Here is a 17803-nt window from a genome sequence, read left to right on the forward strand (position 1 = left end):
TTGATATTACTTTTTCAGAATTAAGGTGAAAAAGCAATGACAAAATCAATTAATGATGATGTCCGTGACTATCATGTAAGAAAGGACCGTTACCTTTAGGCTCGCTGAAGATTACTGTTACTCCTTCTTGCTCATATACTTTCTTTCTTCTAATATCTTCCGGATCAAAAGGCTTCACTTTACCGAAGTATTCCATCAAACCTTCACTTAACCACATTGGGATTACTAATCCAAAAAACATAAAGATACACCAGAATCCTACCAGGAACATTGTAATAAAATAGATTGTCCAAAGGAACTGATAAAACGGCCAAAATGCTGATAACATCATTTTTCTTATATATTTTAGGCAAAAATAGAACTTTTTTATTTTTTACACAAAAGATAGAAGCTCTATTTTCATTATTTATTTTAATTTTAAACTAATTAATGCGCAAGGTCTGCAAAGAAATCATTCCCTTTATCATCTGTAATGATAAATGCCGGGAAATCTTTGATCTCAATTTTTCTTACAGCCTCCATTCCGAGCTCAGGAAAATCGACAATATCAACTGACAGAATATTGTCTTTCGCAAGAATTGCGGCGGGGCCTCCGATAGAACCAAGATAGAATCCACCATACTTATTACAAGCATTCGTCACATCTTTACTTCTATTCCCTTTTGCCAACATAATCATGCTTCCACCATGGCTTTGGAATTCATCAACATAAACATCCATTCTTCCTGCTGTAGTCGGGCCAAAACTTCCAGAAGCCATTCCTTCCGGAGTCTTTGCAGGTCCTGCATAATAGACAGGGTGGTTTTTAAAATATTCCGGCATCGGTTTACCACTGTCGATCAGTTCTTTAATTTTTGCATGAGCAATATCTCTCGCAACGATCAAAGTTCCATTCAGTTTTAGTCTGGTTTTGATTGGATATTTAGAAAGTTCAGCCAAAATTTCAGGCATTGGCTTATTCAAATCAATATCAACAGCTTCTTCCAAATGTGGAGCAGTATCGGGTAAAAATCTCTTTGGATTTTCTTCCAGCTGCTCAAGGAAGATTCCTTCTTTGGTAATTTTACCTTTGATATTTCTGTCTGCTGAGCAAGAAACTCCCATACCTACAGGACAAGATGCTGCATGACGGGGTAATCTTATTACTCTTACATCATGTGTTAAATACTTTCCTCCAAACTGGGCTCCGATAGCACTTTCCTGACACATTTTTTGAACTTTAGCCTCCCATTCAAGATCTCTAAAAGCCTGTCCACCTTCATTTCCTGAGGTTGGAAGATTATCGTAATATTTTGCGGATGCCTTTTTCACTGCCGCTAAATTAGCTTCCGCAGAAGTCCCTCCAATAACTAAAGCCAGGTGATAAGGAGGACAGGCAGCAGTACCTAGATCCGAAATTCTCTCTTTAATAAATTCCTCTAAAGACTTTTCATTTAATAAAGATTTTGTCTTTTGGTATAAAAATGTCTTATTAGCGGAACCTCCGCCTTTGGTTAGAAATAAAAATTCATAAGAGTCTCCTTTCTTTGCATATAAATCAATCTGAGCAGGCAGGTTTGAACCGGAGTTCTTTTCATCAAACATCGTTAAAGGAACGATCTGAGAATATCTAAGGTTTCTTTTCTGATATGTATTATAAATTCCTTTGCTTAAATATTCTCCATCATCTACGCCAGTATAAACATTTTCACCCTTCTTACCCATAACGATAGCTGTTCCTGTATCCTGGCAAGAAGGGAGAGCTCCTTCTACCGCTACTGCTGCATTTTGCAGTAAATTATAAGCAACAAACCGGTCGTTATCCGTAGCTTCAGGATCATCGATAATTCTCCTAAGACTTTCTAAATGAGAAGAACGAAGCATAAAAGAAACATCAGCCATTGCTTCCTCAGCCAACAACTCCAATCCTTTTGGATCAACAGTTAGAATCTCTCTTTCTCCAAGTTTTTCAACTTTTACATAGTCTGACGTAAGTTTCTTATATACCGTATCATCTTTCTGAATAGGATACGGATCCTGATATCTAAATTCCATTCAATTTTTTCTTTGTGCAAAAATAAACATAGTCTAAAAAACATGAGTAAAATCACCAACATCCGTTGATATTTATAACGATTATAAATTGTGGATTTTCCAGTTAATGATTAACTTTATAAAAATTTCAATCACAATGAATTACAGAATAGAAAAAGACACCATGGGTGAGGTGCAGGTTCCTGCTGATAAGTTTTGGGGTGCACAAACGGAACGTTCAAGGAATAATTTCAAGATCGGTCCCGAAGGTTCAATGCCACATGAAATTATTGAAGCTTTTGCTTATTTAAAGAAAGCTGCGGCTTATGCAAACACCGATTTGGGAGCTCTTCCTTCTGAAAAAAGAGATATGATTGCTAAAGTTTGTGATGAGATCTTAGAGGGAAAATTAAACGACCAGTTTCCATTGGTTATCTGGCAAACAGGTTCCGGAACACAGTCAAATATGAATATCAATGAGGTCGTTTCGAATAGAGCTCATGTCAATAATGGTGGAACTTTAGGAGACAAATCCGAAATTCATCCAAACGATGATGTCAATAAATCTCAGTCTTCCAATGATACTTATCCTACTGCCATGCATATTGCTGCTTATAAAAAAGTTGTAGAAGTAACTATTCCTGCCGTTGAAAAACTAAAAAATACGTTAGCGGAAAAATCAAATGCTTTTAAGGATGTTGTAAAAATAGGAAGAACCCATCTGATGGATGCTACTCCTTTAACTTTAGGACAGGAATTCTCGGGATATGTTGCTCAATTGGAATTTGGTCTTAGAGCCTTAAGAAACACCCTTCCCCATCTTTCTGAATTAGCATTAGGGGGAACAGCTGTGGGAACAGGGCTAAACACACCAAAAGGATATGACGTAACTGTTGCAGAATACATAGCGAAATTCACCAATCACCCTTTTATAACTGCCGAAAATAAATTTGAAGCTCTTGCTGCTCATGATGCTATTGTAGAATCTCATGGCGCATTAAAACAATTGGCCGTTTCATTATTTAAAATAGCTCAGGATATAAGGTTATTGGCTTCTGGACCCCGTTCTGGAATTGGTGAAATTCATATCCCTGAAAATGAACCTGGATCTTCTATTATGCCGGGAAAAGTAAATCCTACCCAAAATGAAGCATTAACAATGGTTTGTGCTCAGGTTCTAGGAAATGACACTACAATTTCATTTGCCGGAACTCAGGGAAATTATGAACTGAATGTTTTCAAACCGGTAATGGCTTATAACTTTTTGCAATCTGCACAACTTATCGCCGATGCATGTACATCTTTTAATGACCATTGTGCCATTGGAATTGAGCCTAATTATGAAAGAATAAAAGAATTGGTAGACAAATCTTTAATGCTCGTTACTGCGTTAAATACACATATCGGTTATGAAAATGCAGCTAAAATTGCTAAAACAGCTCATAAAAATGGAACAACCTTAAAAGAAGAAGCGGTAAATCTTGGATTACTTACTGCTGAACAGTTTGACGAATGGGTAAAACCTGAAGATATGGTAGGAAGTTTAAAATAATTAAGATTTTTTAAACGTTAGATATTAAAAAGACTCCGGAATATTTCCGGAGTCTTTTATATAAATAATTGTGTTTTTACCACCATAAGGCGACGCCAATAATTAATGCTTTGTCATTTTTGAAAGTATCATCTTTAAAGAAGTTACTGAAATCTTTTTTCACAAAAATACTATAGTCATTATAAGAAAGTGTAATCTGTCCACCATATACAAAAGGATTTACCTGGTAATCCCCTCTATTTCTTGAATTGATATCATCTGCTTTGACAATATTGTTGCTGGACATTCTTACCCCTCCATAAACATTAGCTCCAACCTTGAATCCTTTATTATAATCTCTGTACTGAATATCCATTCCAGCACTTTTCAGTTTTGAAAAATTATATTGCAATCCAAGAGGAATAATAATATAACCTGTTCTAAGTTTACTTTTATCTACATTTCCGCCACCTGATTCTACATGAACATTCCCGTTAGTATCTTTTGCAAAAACCATATTATGATCCAAACGAACAGTTCTCCATGAAAATCCTACTCCCGAGATAAGCCCCCAGGGACTTGTTCTGCCAAACTGATAATTAAACTTCAAACCAAACTCAAGATTATTAGCATAACCCAGATTTTTATCAAGGGCATTATCAGAAAGGTTATTGGTAAGCGCCATAGCTCCATAAGAAATATAAGCCCCAATATTTTTTGTTGCACGAAACTTTTTCAAGAGCTTTGCCTTCAACTCTTCCTTTGACGTAATATCAGTATTTAGAAGAGAGTATCTTACCTGTTTCTGAACTACTGTATCCAGATCAAAACCTAAATCTTCTATTCTCTGATCTATTTTTTCCGAAAAACGATCAGCAATTTCAGCTTTCTGTTTATTAAATTCAGCTTTATCTAAACCTTTAGTCTGAAGATCCAAAAGTTCTGCTTCCATAAGCTTTTTCTCTTCCTGAATAATTGTATTAATCTTTGTAGCATATTCTTCTACTTTTTCCTTTACCATAGGACTTACATCAGATTCCTCTTTTGATGGGAAATTAAATGTCGGTGTTTTTTGTGCGTATGCTGAGGCAGAAAAAAGGCACACGAATCCTATCAGGATAAATTTCTTGATCATAGTATTATTTTTTTATTGTTTAAAATTTATTATTTCCCGTTCAAATCGATTTTCGCTACATTAGTTTTGTCTTTGGTCTTTTCAATGACATCTTTATGTTCGACCGAAAAAAGTAAGGTTGAAGGATCAACATATTTTTTCCTCTTTTCAGACGTTTTTGAAGAATCAGTTTGTGCAATAATTTTCGCAGGGGTAACGTCTGTAATATGGGATGCCAATTCTGAAGCATCATCTTTGATTATAGGAAGTTTCTTAGTTTCAGTGAAAACTTTTGTTTCTGGTATTTCGGTTTTCTTAATCGGTTCAGTATTCTTTATTTCAACAGTGTTTTTTTGATCTTGGGCCACTAATACAGGAGATTCTCTTATTATTTCCACTGCATTTGTATCCTTTTTAACATCAATAGTCGGCTTATCTTTTTTTACAACCTGCAGCTCTGATTCACTCGGTTTATTGTAAAATACCAGTACAAAACCCAGACTAAATATAAGAATAAGACAAGCAGCCACCAATAACAAGTTTAGTTTTGATTTTGGACGATCATTTTGCGTTTGACTTTCAATTTCAGACCATAGATCTCTCGAAGGAGTTATTTCTCTTTCCTCGATTTGTTTTTTAATCTGATTTTCAAAATTATTTTTAATTGTGTTCATTTCTTAGTGTTTTCTGTTGTTGAAAGTAGATCTTTCTTAGCTTTTCTTTTGCTCTGAATAATTGCGTTTTACTAACGGCAATTGAAATCTTCAGGGTATCAGCAATTTCTTGATGGGAATACCCTTCCAAAACATATAAGTTGAAAACCATCTTATAAGCATCTGGCAATTGATCCAAAAGTTCTTGTGCATTAAAATCAAATACTACTTCTTCATCCTGAATCTCTTCCATAAAAGACTGACTGATGTCATCAAGGTAAAAAACTGTTTTGTGACTTTTAATAAAGTTTAAACATTCATTGACAACAATCCTTCTTGCCCAGCCTTCGAGGTTACCATCTCCTCTAAAGCCTTCGATATGTTTAAATATTTTACAAAATGCTCTGATAACACAATCTTCTGCCTGATACAAATCACTGATATAGCTCTTACTTACGCTCAGTAATTTTTTTACATTCTGGTCATAAAAGAATTTTTGCGCAGCCGCATCCTGTTTCTTCAGGCGGCTTAACAAATCATCTTTTTTATTTCCGAACAAAAGTTTCATTTTTGATTAGTTTCTAATATAAAGACAACAGAAATTTAAAAAGGTTACACAAAAAATATTTTTTTATTTTTTTACACTAAAATTATCCGGCAAAATCATCTAACATATCCCTTGTTGGAGCAAAGAAAAGAGTTCCCGTTTCTGCAGTACTGAAATCCAAAATCCTATCATAATTTCCAACAGGATCTCCAATAAACATATTGGTCAGCATTTTTTGTACTGTTGTAAATGTGTTTGCGTAAGCAATAAAATAGGTTCCAAATTCATTTGTTGATGGATTTCCAAAGGGCATATTATCTCTGACAATTTTTAATTCTTCTCCGTTTTCTCCTTCGACATTTGCCAAGGCAATATGGGAGTTTGCTGGTTTTACATCATCCGACATTTCAATATCTTTCTCCTTTGACCTTCCGATCACTTTTTCCTGTTCGTCTGTTGAAAGTCCTTTCCAGGCATCCATATTATGAAGGTATTTCTGAACAAAAAGGTAACTTCCTCCTTTATATTTCAAATCTTCATCTCCAATTTTAGCAAAATAATCCCGATCTTCTCCATGAGGATTCTCGGTACCATCTACAAAACCTAAAATTGATCGGGCATCCCAATATTTAAACCCATGAATTTCCAGAATACTTTCAGCTACAGAACTCAACAGTTTTGAAATCTCAATTGCCATGTCAAAACAGATACTGTTATTATCCGCTCTAAGATGAAAGTGCAGATCCCCTGAAGTAGCTACAGCAGTATGCTTAATGCCTTTTATTTCTTTAAAATTGGTTAATTCTTTTGGAAGAGGCGTTGGCAGCTCCAGTTTTTTCCATGCTTCATATCCTATTGCCATGACGCAGCTTGCTCTGCTATCCGGAAACCTGTTAAAGGCAGAATTATTAAGATTTAAAACCAATGCACAAAGTTGTTGAAATATACTTTTCAACTGCGGGTTGTCATTCAGTTTCCAGACCATAAAAATGGTATTACTGTTGGGGTAGTCAGTAACATTTTGCGATTCTAGACCCATTTGTATTTTTGTTTAAATTAAGATTGTAGAGAAACCTGATCAGCAAAATACTGCTCCAGATCTTGCAGAGTCTCAGGATTAGTCTGAATATCTTTAACCATTTTCCCTTTATTAACAACTACAATTCTATTACATACTTCAGTTGTATGTGATAGATCGTGACTTGATATAAGAAATGTTACACCATCCTGTTTAGATAATTCTTTGATCATATTTTTAAGCTTTATCTGTGTTGAAGGATCCAGGTTAGCAAAAGGCTCATCCAAAATAATGATCTCAGGATTACCAATAATAGCTCCCACAATTCCTACTTTCTTTTGATTCCCTTTTGACAGATCACGTACATACTTTCCGGAATTCAATATTTCTCCATTAAATAGATCATGGAACGGCTTCAGGAACTCATCTACAGAAGCCTTATTTTGTCCTCTTAACTCTCCAATGAAATAGAAATATTCCTCTGGTGTCAGATAGCCTATCAAAAATGTATCATCTACGAATGCTGAAACCTTACTTTTCCATGCTTCAGATTCATTCACTTTAATATCATCAATGCTTACAAAACCAGTAGTAGGCTGAATCAGATCCAGCATTAAACTAAATAGTGTAGTCTTTCCGGCACCGTTATTTCCAACCAGCCCAAAGGTTTCTCCCTTAGGAATCTCAAGATTTTCGATGCTAAGAACAGTAGCAGTTCCGTATGTTTTAGATAAGTTATTTATAGTAATCATTGTATTAATCTTTATTTTTGAATGCGTCCAGTGTACTGTATTTTTCTCTTTTGTAATGTCTTACGATGATATCAAAGATTTTCTCCCTGAACAAGAAACCAATTAATCCTAAAATGGCAATACTAATTACCCCTCCGGTCATCCCAAAGAAGTGTTTTGAAGCGGCAAATACGGCCATTGGCAGCAGCATTTTAGGAATAAGCAATAGCATTGCTTTTAAATTAAAACTGTTTTTCTGCCCCATTCTCTTTTCTTTTGAATTTAAATCGATCTGCGTTTTATTAAATGCACCCGACCAAAGTGTAAATTGAGAATTCACTCCCATATTATATAAACCAGCGGCCAAAAAAGTAATGTATATTTCCCAACCGAAATAGGCATAAAATAAAGCAAGCACCATTGAGAGACAAGTCACAATATTCATCAACCACCATTTTGCCTTGAGATATTCTTTGTAGGGTACATTAAGTGTCATCATCAGAGGATAATAAGAGCTGTCGAAAGCAGGAACTCTCTGTCCAAATAAAAACTGAAAACCTCCGGTTACAAATAATCCCATAAACATCATCATAGCAGGAGTTTTATACACCGTGGCGACAAACATTAAGAGTCCATAAAAAACAAAAAAGAAACTGCCTAATAAAATACCTTTCGTTACTTTGTTTCGTCTGAGCATTTTAATATCGTTATTGATAAATGTCCCCAAAGCCCCATATTTATTAAGAAACGCTATATTTTCGGTCTTACCAACGGTCTTTTTTGCCTCTAGACCCTGATCAAGATAAAATTCCTTACGAACGTGTTTAAAACAAATCCACCATAGTCCCAAAAACAAAGCCAGAGCAATTACAGCAAAGTAAGGTTTTTCAAAAAAGCTGTAAAACACCATTTCCGAGTAAGATAATACCGGAATAATCTGATAATAACCCAATACACCAACTATTCCAAAGATAGCCGCCACTACAATGGCAACTGTTTCTTTATCATTGAAAAAAATATTGATGAAATTATTAAGATAAAAAAGTGAGGAAATTCCTACAAACCATGCAAAGATCTCTAAGAATCCATATCCGTTGAATAAGGCTATAATAGAAAATGTAATGAAGAAAAGGGAATTTAACCAACTGAAAGCAGATAAAAAGGTTTTTATCAACATATAGTTGACCAATGTTTTCTTTGGAATATTAAGAGTAAGAAAAGGTTTTATATTTTGTGTCGGCATTTCCTGCCAGATATATTTGGCAATAAGATCAACAACCCATCCTATAATTAAAAATCTGGAAACTATTTTTAAAGGATCCTGATGGAGTTCTTCCTGTACATAGAAAAAAGCGGCAAATGCCCCACCGGCTAAACATGCCATAAAATAAAGAATCCCCATAAAACGGAGAATCTTCATTGCCATATTAATCCCAACGGAAGTACCACGAAAAAAACTCTTGATTTCTAACCTAAGGAATCTTAAAAACATATCATACTTTTTTACATTAGTAAATATAATGTAAAAAATGTTACAAAAATTAACCTATAAGCTCTTTTGCTTGTGCTAATGCAGCTTCAGTAATCTTACTTCCGGAAAGTAATTGGGCAATTTCGTTAAGCTTTTCAGCTTCATTGAGTGGAATGATTGTAGACTGGGTTTTTCCTGAAACATCATGCTTTACCACTTTATAATTATTATTCCCTTTCGCTGCCACTTGAGCCAGGTGGGAAATAACAATAAGCTGCATATCTTCTGACATTTCACGCATCAGGTTTCCTATTTCTTCAGCTACCTTACCGGAAACTCCGGTATCGATCTCATCTAAAATAAGTGTTGGCAGCTCATCGCTTTCAGCAATAATCTTTTTAACTGCCAGCATTACCCTTGATCGTTCACCTCCTGAGATAGCTGTTTGAATAGGTTTTAATGGGAATCCTGAATTTGCCTGAAATAAAAGCTGAATATTTTCCTTACCAAAAGCATTAAATTCCGAAGCATCCTGTAGCTCTATATCTACCTTCGCTTTTTCAAGCCCTAATTTTTTTAATAATTCTTCAGCTTTTTTTATAAATACAGGAACACTTTTTTTTCTGTTTTTAGAAAGTTTTTCAGAAAGTGACTGAAGTGATTTTTCTTTCTTCGTAATATTTTCCTGGATTTCAACAATGTGAGACTCCAGTTCGGAAGCTCCTTCCTGTTCGCTCGATAATTGATCTCTGATTTCTTTCAGGTCATTAACATTTGAAACATTATGCTTTAATAACAAAGCATTGAGTTTATTACTAAGCTCGGAAAGCAAAGCTAAATTTTCGGGATTAGCTTCAATTTTTTCTGCCTCATCCTCTAATTCAGAAATGATGTCTTTTAATTCAACAAAAGACTCTTCCAATCTTTTATCAACTTCTGAAAAGCTGTGCGAAACCTCTGCTATTTTTGAAAGTTTATGTTTAGCCTCATTAAAAAAAGAGAGAATTCCAATTTCTTCCTGATGAAATCTTGATAAAACCTGAGCTAGATTTTCAGAAATCATCTCTGCATTTTCCTGAATAGAAAGTTGGTTCTGCAATTCCTCGTAGTCAACATCATCCAGCCTCAGATCATCTAATTCACTTAATAAAAACTGTTTGTAATCACTTTCTTTATTGTTTTCTGAAAGTTGAGTCTGCAATTTTTTAAGTTGAGTTTTTAAACTTTGAAATTCTAAAAATTCATGCTGATAATCTGTGATGAGCTGTTTATTTTCAGAGAGCCCGTCAATAATTTTAAACTGATATTCTGAGGTGAAAAGATTTGAAGTTTCAAATTGAGAATGGATATCGATAAGTTGTGAAGAAAGTTCTTTTAAAATATCTAATGTAACCGGCACATCATTTATAAAAGCTCTCGATTTTCCAGATGGTAAAATCTCTCTTCTGATAATAGTCTGATGTTCATAATCCAGATCATTCTCTATAAAGAATTTTTTAAACTGATTATTTAAAGAGAACTCTGTTTCAACAATACTTTTTTCTTCAGTATTTGAAATAGATTTTAAATCTGCTCTTTCGCCTAAAATAAGTCTTAAAGCCCCTAAAATAATAGACTTTCCTGCTCCCGTTTCACCAGTAATTACCTGTAAACCGTTTTGCAATGACACTTCAAGAGTATCAATAAGGGCAAAATTTTTAATGAAGATTTTAGAAAGCATAAATTTCCGGCAGATTAGACTGCAAATATAAAATTTTAGAATTCAGAATTCAAGATATTTATCTCCTTAAAATCTATTTTCTATTTCCACTTATCCCATTTATCATTAAACTTCGGCGCGAAAACCATCATCATTTGCTTCAGATCATTTAAGACGATACCGCCGTTATTGTTGGAATTGAAAATATTAAAAATTTCATCGTTCTTTGTTTCAATAAACAAATTCAATGCATAATTCTGCTGAAAGCTGTTTTCATACGTTTTCATTTGTAGTAAAGCATCATAAATAACTTTCTTTGGCTGAGTCTGATCCTGATTGAACAGATTATCTAATCCTGCTCTGTGGTAAGTATAAAATATCGAACGTAACTGACTTAAATTAGGACTTGTTAACTGGTTGATTAAAACCCCTCTTGTTCTTGGCCCTTCACTTCCAATTTGTGCCCAGCCCTCATATCCTCGATTTTGTGCATTTTGCCCGATCTGTTGTGCCTTTGCAAACCATGGAGTTCCACCCATCGATTGAAAACTATCCGCATCGTATCCTAAAACAAGATACACATAGAAGCTGATGACATCAATTAAGTTTTTACCAGAAAACTGTCGCTCATTAAATATAAGATTTTCGTTTTCTACATACTCAAAAGCGAATTTGGTATCCTGTAGGTTAATTAATGGAGATTCATAATTTGAACTATAAACAGGGCGAACTGCCTGAATTACAATATTCCCGGAATATTTATTATTCCCTTCGCTTTTAGAAATTACAATAGCGAAGTTAGATTTTATTTTTTCAAAGTTCTGAAGTTTTTTACCAGTCCAGCTCGTGTTATTTATAAAGTCCTTAAGGCTTTTTTCCAAGGTTTTAAAAACCTGTTGGTTACTTCCTCCCAACTGCTGGGCATTTACCTGAACTGTACACAACAACTCTTGCGAAAAGCTGGTATTATATATGAAAAGCAGTAAAAATAAACTTATAAGTTTTTTCATTATCTATTAAAAATTGAGAACGGAAATTTATTAAAATTATTTTAAAAGTTGATACTCAACGAAATTCAAAATATCCTTTGCTACATCATCTTTAGATTTAAGCTCAAATTCTTTCTTTTCGGTTTTGGTGAATATCCTTATTTTGTTGGTGTCATTTTTAAATCCAGCTCCTTCATCGCGAAGAGAATTCAAGATAATCATATCCAGGTTTTTCTTTTCCAATTTCCCCTTTGCATTTTCCTCTTCATTCTGAGTTTCCAAAGCAAATCCAACTAAAAACTGATGCACCTTCCTCTCTCCCATTGTTTTGAGAATATCCGGATTTTTAACCAATTCTATCGTAAGATTATCATCGTTCTTTTTAATTTTCTCTTTGGCCACTTCTTTTGGAGCATAATCAGCGACTGCAGCACTTGCAATAGCAATATCAACGTTTTCATAGTATTGAAATACTTTATCTAACATCTCTTTTGCCGAGGTTACTTTATGTAAATCAATATTTTTATTTTCAATAGTTTGAGAACTTGGACCGGAAATGAGAATAACTTTAGCTCCTCTTTTTGCAGCTTCTTCTGCCAATGAAAATCCCATTTTCCCAGAGGAATGATTTCCTATAAACCGAACAGGATCAATGGCCTCGTACGTTGGTCCGGCAGTGATTAAGATAGTTTTCCCTTTTAAAACTGTTTCGCTTTTACTTTCGCTAAAAAAATGCTCAACAGCTTTAAATATTGTTTCAGGTTCGGCCATCCTTCCCTGACCTACTAGACCACTCGCCAGTTCACCACTTTCTGCAGGAATAATAAAATGTCCGAAATCCTCTGCCAATTCTAAGTTCTGTTTTGTGGTAGGATGATCATACATATCCAGATCCATTGCAGGTGCTATGAAAACAGGACATTTCGCCGACATATAGGTTGCTAATACTAAATTATCACACATTCCGTGTGTCATCTTAGCTAAAGTATTAGCAGTACACGGAGCAATAATAATCACATCTGCCCATAAACCCAATTCTACATGACTGTTCCAGCTCCCATTTTCATTATAAAAATCGGTATAAACAGGTTTCTTTGACAATGTTGAAAGACTTAGCTTGGTCACAAAATGCTCCGCATCAGAGGTCATAATAACCTGAACTTCTGCATCTTTTTTTATAAACTCTCTTATCAAAAAATGAATTTTGTAAGCAGCAATTCCTCCAGAAACGGCAATAAGAATCTTTTTTCCGGAAACACTCATTTAGTTTTAATTTTTTAAAATACTAAATTACTTAATTTTTACGACAACAGGTTTACAAACGACAAAGGTCATAAAGAAATTATTCCCTTATGACCTTCATGTATAAAATACAAATGATTTTTATTTTCTCTCTTCAGTCTTTCTGAAGTAAACATCTCCATTTAACCATTCTTCAATAGCAATAGAAGTTGGCTTTGGAAGTTTTTCATAATGTTTAGAGATCTCGATCTGTTCTCTGTTTTCGAAAACTTCTTCCAATGTAGAGTTGTGAACAGCAAATTCATCTAATTTGTTATGCAATTCAGTACGAATTTCTGCATTAATCTGCTCAGCTCTTTTTCCCATGATAACAATAGCTTCATAGATTGAACCTACTTTATCTTCAATCTTATCTTTATCGTAAGTAATAGTATTTACTTCTGCTTTTGTATCTTTTACGCTCATTTTGAGAAATTTATTTATTTATAAGATGGCAAATTTACGAATTATCTTTGGATTTTGAAAGTGGCAGCAGGAGGAGGTGTCTGTAACGCAGCACTATCTCTTTGCATTTGCATTGCTTTCTTCTCTGTAGCAACCTGATCTTTGATCTGCTGCTCCGTTTTATTTCTTGCTTCCAGCTTGTCTACTTCCTTCTTTTGTCTTGCCGTTAACGTTGCCATTCTGGCTTCTGTCTGCTTTTTAACAACTGCAAAATTTTGTTTTTCCTTTTCAAGTTTTTCTCTAAGATCTAATGCTGTTTTGGAATATTCCGTATTTGGAAGTTCTTTCTCAACTTGTCTTGTGAAAGCCAAAGCACTTTCTATACGTTCTTCTTTAAGACCATAGATTGAATTTTGAGCAAGCAAATAACGGGACTTCATCATATAATCATAGATCTTCGGACGAAGTTTTGTACTTGGAAAATCTTCTAATACATTTTCCAAAGCAACAGTTGCGGATTTATAATCCCCCATTTTGTAGTATTGTCTTGCATTCTCGTAAGACTTAAACTCCAATTTATAAGTCAGCTCATCAATAAGCTGGTTGATATTTTTCGATCTTTCAGAATTAGGGTAGTTATTTAAGAAATCCTGTAATTCATTTACTGCTAATTCAGTACTGGTTTGATCTAAGTTATAGTCCATAGATCCTTCATAGTAACATAGGGCAGACATATACGCTGCTTCTTCTGCTCTTGGATCTTTTGGAAAGCTCACAGAAAAGTTTTTAAACTGATGCCCTGCTAGCTTATAATTTTTATCATAATAGTTTGCATAGGCTGTATTAAACCCAACATTAGGGAAATCATCTGTTCCTGCAACAAGATTAGCTAATCTGTCGTAAAGAGCTAAAGCATTTTTCCATTTCTTTTTAGCAAAATTTTCATTAGCTGCTTTTAAGATGAAAGCTTTATCAGCACTTTTCAATGCTTTTTCTTGCTGGCTTGCACATGATGAAATTACAGCTATGGCAAAAAGACCTAAAATATATTTTTTCATATAAAAATTCAACCGTTACCGGATTATACCGATCTATTAATTTGCAAAAATATAACTTTTTTATCAATAGATTTTTTTTTATGATTATTTAACGTAATTTTAGTCAGCTGCGTATCCCAATATTGCAAAAACACTGAGTAAGAGATTCATTCTTACTTTTTTTTCGGCTTCTTTAGCATAAGCTTCTTCATTTTTACTTGGAACATACAATTCATAAAAATTTTTATTTCGAATTACGAACAAGGTAGATCCAATGATTGTTGTAAGTATATCTTCAGGTTTAGGAGTAAATGTAAAGACTCCTGATGCTACCCCTTTCTTGATCACCTCATCTAATTTTTTTACAAATAGCTGGTAAAAATCCAACAGCTCCACTTTCAGATTATCTGTATGTCGTAACTCCTGAGTAACAAATCCATGAAAATAATTATATTTAAATAACTGAGATACAATATACTTTATAATCTCTTTCATTTGCATCTCTGGCTTTCCTTCTTTAATCGTATCTGCAAATTCTGAAAAATTTTCTCTGGTTTTCAAAACCCTGTACTGATAAAGGTAAGACATCATTTTTTCTTTGGAACCAAAGTAATAAGAAATCATTGCTACATTAATATTTGCCTTGGAGCATATATCCCTTACTGATGTCCCTTCATACCCTTTTTTCGCAATCAGCTCCTCTGCAATATCCAGAATATGGATTTGTTTTTCTGTAAATTTTTTTTTCATAAAGTGTCGCTTTCAGTAAAGTTAAGAAATTTTTAACATATTTATAAACGTTTGTTTAAGAATCTCAAATTAATTCTAAATTGTAGTATTTTTGAACATGAATTTTTTTGATTTTCATCATCATAAAAAAAATGTGACTTATGGTATTTACAATGTAGATATTGAAAGCTCCGTACCAGACAGTTTCTATTCTGTGGGCATCCATCCCCAGGACATAAATCCCAATACTATTGAAAAACAGTTTAACTGGCTAGAGTCAGTAATTGATGAAAATTGCTTTACCATTGGAGAATGTGGTCTTGATGGATTAATTTCTGTAGAAATGAAAATTCAGGAAGATATTTTTTTAAGACAAATTAAACTGTCAAATGAATTGAAGAAGCCTCTTGTTATTCATTGTGTAAGAAAATTTTACGAGATCATATCAATTGGAAAAATAGCAGAACAACCCATGATTATTCATGGTTTTAATAAAAAACAAAGTATTGCTGAAGATCTTTTGAAAAATAATTTCTATTTGAGTTTTGGAAAAGCTGTTTTGTATAATTTATCTTTGCAAAATACTTTGAAAAAAGTTCCTTTAAATAAGATCTTTTTAGAAACTGATAATGACGATTTTAATATCCAAGAATTATATCAGAAAGTTTCAGAAATAAAGGGTATTACTTTGGAAAAAATTAATGAACAGATTAAAGAAAATTTAGAGACGATAAAAAATGGATAAATACTGGTTGGAGAGAACAGAGCTTCTTATTAAGGAAAATGGATTGGAAAAACTAAATAAGGCAACTGTTCTTATTGTTGGTTTGGGCGGTGTTGGTTCTTTTGCAGCAGAATTCCTAGCCAGGGCTGGTGTTGGAAGTATGACCATCGTAGACGGTGATACAGTAGATATTACGAATATCAACCGGCAGCTTCCCGCTTTACATTCTACAGTTGGAAAACATAAAGTAGAAGTGGTTGCTGAAAGACTTTTAGATATCAATCCTAACCTCAATCTGGTAAAAATCAATGAGTTTCTAAATCCCGACAGGATGGATGAAGTACTAGATTCCGCAAAATTTGATTTTGTCCTGGATTGTATTGACAGCGTAACCCCTAAAGTGTGTTTAATGATCGCTGCCAGAAGAAGAAGAATAAAGATGGTAAGCTCAATGGGTGCAGGTGGTAAAATGGATCCTAGCAAAGTCTTGGTAAGAGATATCAGTAAAACTCAAAACTGTTATTTAGCAAAGGAAGTAAGAAAAAGACTAAAAAAGGAAAAGATAGATAAAGGAATCAGATGTGTCTTTTCTAATGAACTGCAGAATGAAGAAAGCCTGAAAATGACAGATGGGGCAAATTATAAAAGATCCTTTTATGGTACAATAAGCTACATTCCAGCTATCTTTGGTTTGTATGCAGCAGCTGAAGTTATTAATTATTTAGTAAAAAAGAATTAATGGGAAACTTCAAATATCCAAAAGAGGAAAAGCTTAAAAAAACAAATGAAATTACACTGCTTTTCGAAAAGGGCAAATGGAGAACCAGTGAAAATTTAAGAATTATCCTACTAAAAGACAAACCAAATTTACCTATAGAAAGCTCTAAGTTTGGAGTTTCAGTATCTAAGAGGTATTTCAAGAAAGCGGTAAACAGAAACCGTGTTAAAAGACTCTTAAGAGAATGCTACCGTTTACATAAGGATTTATTTAAAGAGTCTTTTGGAGAAAAAACAATTGCTATGCTTTTTTGGATATCGCCTGAAATGCCTGAAAAATTTCAGGATGTAGAGGCTCAATTTATAAAACTTTGCCAGGCTCAGAAAAAATAATCTTAAACTTATGAGATTAAGAATTTAAATAAAAGCTTAAAATAGTTTTTGTAACTTTAGGGAACACAATTAATCTGAAAATTAATATGTTAGATAACATTCCCTATTTCCCTTATATACTGAGTGCATTTATTGGTATCGGACTTTCTGCTGCTACAGGCTTTAGGGTATTTCTCCCTATGTTCGCTGTAAGCTTAGCTTCTTATTTGCATTGGATTCCAATGAGCGGACAGTTTGAATGGCTTGCGGGACTCCCGGCACTTATCACTACAGGTATCGCCACTATTGCGGAGATCTTAGCCTATTACATTCCATTTGTTGATCATTTACTGGATACCATTTCCGTTCCGATGGCTACTGTTGCCGGATCTATTTTATTTGCCAGTCAATTTGCAGATTTTGGAACATTTCCACAATGGGCATTAGCAATAATTGCCGGTGGTGGAACCGCTGCAACAATAAGCTCCGGATTTGCTGGAATCAGGGCCGCTTCAACAGCAACTACAGGTGGGTTGGGCAATTCTATTGTAGGAACTACAGAAACCGCAGGTGCCGGAATCATGTCTGTTTTAGCAATGGCACTTCCCGTTATCGCAGCTATTTTAGCCATTATACTGGTTGTCCTCGTCATAGTAATGGGACGTAAAGCCATTCGAAAATTGCGTGGCAATAAAGAAGTAATTGATAAAATATAAAAATAAAAGGCTGAGTCTAGACTCAACCTTTTCCAATGTTCTTCTTATAAGAACTC

At 34.2% G+C, this 17803-nt stretch carries 19 protein-coding genes; 5 read left to right on the forward strand and 14 right to left on the reverse strand.

Annotated features, from left to right (window positions below; genetic code table 11):
- Positions 1–49: 49 nt before the first annotated feature.
- Complete coding sequence (locus NG806_RS14685) at positions 50–331, reverse strand: hypothetical protein (RefSeq protein WP_261510338.1); 282 nt, start codon at positions 329–331, stop codon at positions 50–52.
- 95 nt (positions 332–426) lie between these two features.
- Positions 427–2034, reverse strand: coding sequence for a fumarate hydratase (locus NG806_RS14690; RefSeq protein WP_261510339.1), 1608 nt, complete (start codon positions 2032–2034; stop codon positions 427–429).
- Between the two features lie 136 nt (positions 2035–2170).
- On the opposite strand from NG806_RS14690, the gene fumC reads away from it, so the two are divergent.
- Entirely contained in the window at positions 2171–3565 is a 1395-nt protein-coding gene (gene fumC / locus NG806_RS14695) for a class II fumarate hydratase (protein WP_261510340.1), read from the forward strand.
- A 76-nt stretch (positions 3566–3641) separates the two neighbouring features.
- On the opposite strand, the gene NG806_RS14700 is transcribed toward fumC, so the two are convergent.
- The 12 genes from NG806_RS14700 to NG806_RS14755 all read right to left on the reverse strand — a co-directional run bounded on the left by NG806_RS14700 (position 3642) and on the right by NG806_RS14755 (position 15239).
- On the reverse strand, positions 3642–4679 hold the full coding sequence (locus NG806_RS14700; RefSeq protein ID WP_261510341.1) for an outer membrane beta-barrel protein: 1038 nt from the start codon (positions 4677–4679) through the stop codon (positions 3642–3644).
- 29 nt (positions 4680–4708) lie between these two features.
- Positions 4709–5332, reverse strand: coding sequence for a hypothetical protein (locus tag NG806_RS14705; RefSeq protein ID WP_261510342.1), 624 nt, complete (start codon positions 5330–5332; stop codon positions 4709–4711).
- Positions 5319–5879: an RNA polymerase sigma factor gene (locus NG806_RS14710; RefSeq protein ID WP_261510343.1), complete on the reverse strand. Its 561-nt coding sequence runs from the start codon at positions 5877–5879 to the stop codon at positions 5319–5321. Before NG806_RS14710 ends, NG806_RS14705 begins: the two co-directional genes overlap by 14 nt.
- Positions 5880–5961: 82 nt before the next feature.
- On the reverse strand, positions 5962–6897 hold the full coding sequence (locus NG806_RS14715; protein ID WP_261510344.1) for a Dyp-type peroxidase: 936 nt from the start codon (positions 6895–6897) through the stop codon (positions 5962–5964).
- 17 nt (positions 6898–6914) lie between these two features.
- Entirely contained in the window at positions 6915–7628 is a 714-nt protein-coding gene (locus NG806_RS14720) for an ABC transporter ATP-binding protein (protein WP_261510345.1), read from the reverse strand.
- Between the two features lie 4 nt (positions 7629–7632).
- Positions 7633–9099 carry a DUF5687 family protein gene (locus tag NG806_RS14725; RefSeq protein WP_261510346.1) on the reverse strand — a complete coding sequence of 489 codons (1467 nt, stop codon included), beginning with the start codon at positions 9097–9099 and terminating at the stop codon, positions 7633–7635.
- A gap of 49 nt (positions 9100–9148) precedes the next feature.
- Entirely contained in the window at positions 9149–10798 is a 1650-nt protein-coding gene (locus NG806_RS14730) for a DNA repair protein RecN (protein ID WP_261510347.1), read from the reverse strand.
- Between the two features lie 80 nt (positions 10799–10878).
- Positions 10879–11787 carry a type IX secretion system protein PorD gene (porD, locus tag NG806_RS14735; RefSeq protein WP_261510348.1) on the reverse strand — a complete coding sequence of 303 codons (909 nt, stop codon included), beginning with the start codon at positions 11785–11787 and terminating at the stop codon, positions 10879–10881.
- A 36-nt stretch (positions 11788–11823) separates the two neighbouring features.
- Complete coding sequence (gene coaBC, locus NG806_RS14740) at positions 11824–13029, reverse strand: bifunctional phosphopantothenoylcysteine decarboxylase/phosphopantothenate--cysteine ligase CoaBC (RefSeq protein WP_261510349.1); 1206 nt, start codon at positions 13027–13029, stop codon at positions 11824–11826.
- Positions 13030–13149: 120 nt separating this feature from the next.
- Positions 13150–13473 carry a DNA-directed RNA polymerase subunit omega gene (locus tag NG806_RS14745; RefSeq protein WP_029298198.1) on the reverse strand — a complete coding sequence of 108 codons (324 nt, stop codon included), beginning with the start codon at positions 13471–13473 and terminating at the stop codon, positions 13150–13152.
- Between the two features lie 41 nt (positions 13474–13514).
- On the reverse strand, positions 13515–14510 hold the full coding sequence (locus tag NG806_RS14750; protein WP_261510350.1) for an outer membrane protein assembly factor BamD: 996 nt from the start codon (positions 14508–14510) through the stop codon (positions 13515–13517).
- A gap of 99 nt (positions 14511–14609) precedes the next feature.
- Complete coding sequence (locus NG806_RS14755) at positions 14610–15239, reverse strand: TetR/AcrR family transcriptional regulator (protein WP_261510351.1); 630 nt, start codon at positions 15237–15239, stop codon at positions 14610–14612.
- Between the two features lie 97 nt (positions 15240–15336).
- Between NG806_RS14755 and NG806_RS14760 the strand changes: the two genes are divergently transcribed.
- The 4 genes from NG806_RS14760 (at position 15337) to NG806_RS14775 (ending at position 17747) form a co-directional block, all read left to right on the forward strand.
- Positions 15337–15963, forward strand: coding sequence for a TatD family hydrolase (locus NG806_RS14760; protein WP_261510352.1), 627 nt, complete (start codon positions 15337–15339; stop codon positions 15961–15963).
- Positions 15956–16681, forward strand: coding sequence for a tRNA threonylcarbamoyladenosine dehydratase (locus tag NG806_RS14765; RefSeq protein ID WP_261510353.1), 726 nt, complete (start codon positions 15956–15958; stop codon positions 16679–16681). The genes NG806_RS14760 and NG806_RS14765 overlap by 8 nt, the downstream gene beginning before the upstream one ends.
- Positions 16681–17052, forward strand: a complete 372-nt coding sequence (gene rnpA, locus NG806_RS14770; RefSeq protein WP_261510354.1) for a ribonuclease P protein component — start codon at positions 16681–16683, stop codon at positions 17050–17052. The genes NG806_RS14765 and rnpA overlap by 1 nt, the downstream gene beginning before the upstream one ends.
- Positions 17053–17138: 86 nt before the next feature.
- Entirely contained in the window at positions 17139–17747 is a 609-nt protein-coding gene (locus NG806_RS14775) for a DUF4126 domain-containing protein (RefSeq protein WP_261510355.1), read from the forward strand.
- Positions 17748–17803 lie beyond the last annotated feature (56 nt).

The sequence above is a fragment of the Chryseobacterium paludis genome, from assembly GCF_025403485.1.
GTDB classification, from domain to species: domain Bacteria; phylum Bacteroidota; class Bacteroidia; order Flavobacteriales; family Weeksellaceae; genus Chryseobacterium; species Chryseobacterium paludis.

Excerpts from the sequence above, each read along its gene's own strand:
- NG806_RS14705 (WP_261510342.1), bottom strand. The coding sequence starts at position 5,332 with ATGAACACAATTAAAAATAATTTTGAAAATCAGATTAAAAAACAAATC.
- porD (WP_261510348.1), bottom strand. The coding sequence starts at position 11,787 with ATGAAAAAACTTATAAGTTTATTTTTACTGCTTTTCATATATAATACC.
- NG806_RS14725 (WP_261510346.1), bottom strand. The coding sequence starts at position 9,099 with ATGTTTTTAAGATTCCTTAGGTTAGAAATCAAGAGTTTTTTTCGTGGT.
- rnpA (WP_261510354.1), top strand. The coding sequence starts at position 16,681 with ATGGGAAACTTCAAATATCCAAAAGAGGAAAAGCTTAAAAAAACAAAT.
- NG806_RS14765 (WP_261510353.1), top strand. The coding sequence starts at position 15,956 with ATGGATAAATACTGGTTGGAGAGAACAGAGCTTCTTATTAAGGAAAAT.
- NG806_RS14760 (WP_261510352.1), top strand. The coding sequence starts at position 15,337 with ATGAATTTTTTTGATTTTCATCATCATAAAAAAAATGTGACTTATGGT.
- NG806_RS14700 (WP_261510341.1), bottom strand. The coding sequence starts at position 4,679 with ATGATCAAGAAATTTATCCTGATAGGATTCGTGTGCCTTTTTTCTGCC.
- NG806_RS14775 (WP_261510355.1), top strand. The coding sequence starts at position 17,139 with ATGTTAGATAACATTCCCTATTTCCCTTATATACTGAGTGCATTTATT.
- NG806_RS14685 (WP_261510338.1), bottom strand. The coding sequence starts at position 331 with ATGATGTTATCAGCATTTTGGCCGTTTTATCAGTTCCTTTGGACAATC.
- fumC (WP_261510340.1), top strand. The coding sequence starts at position 2,171 with ATGAATTACAGAATAGAAAAAGACACCATGGGTGAGGTGCAGGTTCCT.
- NG806_RS14730 (WP_261510347.1), bottom strand. The coding sequence starts at position 10,798 with ATGCTTTCTAAAATCTTCATTAAAAATTTTGCCCTTATTGATACTCTT.
- NG806_RS14715 (WP_261510344.1), bottom strand. The coding sequence starts at position 6,897 with ATGGGTCTAGAATCGCAAAATGTTACTGACTACCCCAACAGTAATACC.
- NG806_RS14690 (WP_261510339.1), bottom strand. The coding sequence starts at position 2,034 with ATGGAATTTAGATATCAGGATCCGTATCCTATTCAGAAAGATGATACG.
- NG806_RS14720 (WP_261510345.1), bottom strand. The coding sequence starts at position 7,628 with ATGATTACTATAAATAACTTATCTAAAACATACGGAACTGCTACTGTT.
- NG806_RS14755 (WP_261510351.1), bottom strand. The coding sequence starts at position 15,239 with ATGAAAAAAAAATTTACAGAAAAACAAATCCATATTCTGGATATTGCA.
- coaBC (WP_261510349.1), bottom strand. The coding sequence starts at position 13,029 with ATGAGTGTTTCCGGAAAAAAGATTCTTATTGCCGTTTCTGGAGGAATT.
- NG806_RS14710 (WP_261510343.1), bottom strand. The coding sequence starts at position 5,879 with ATGAAACTTTTGTTCGGAAATAAAAAAGATGATTTGTTAAGCCGCCTG.
- NG806_RS14745 (WP_029298198.1), bottom strand. The coding sequence starts at position 13,473 with ATGAGCGTAAAAGATACAAAAGCAGAAGTAAATACTATTACTTACGAT.
- NG806_RS14750 (WP_261510350.1), bottom strand. The coding sequence starts at position 14,510 with ATGAAAAAATATATTTTAGGTCTTTTTGCCATAGCTGTAATTTCATCA.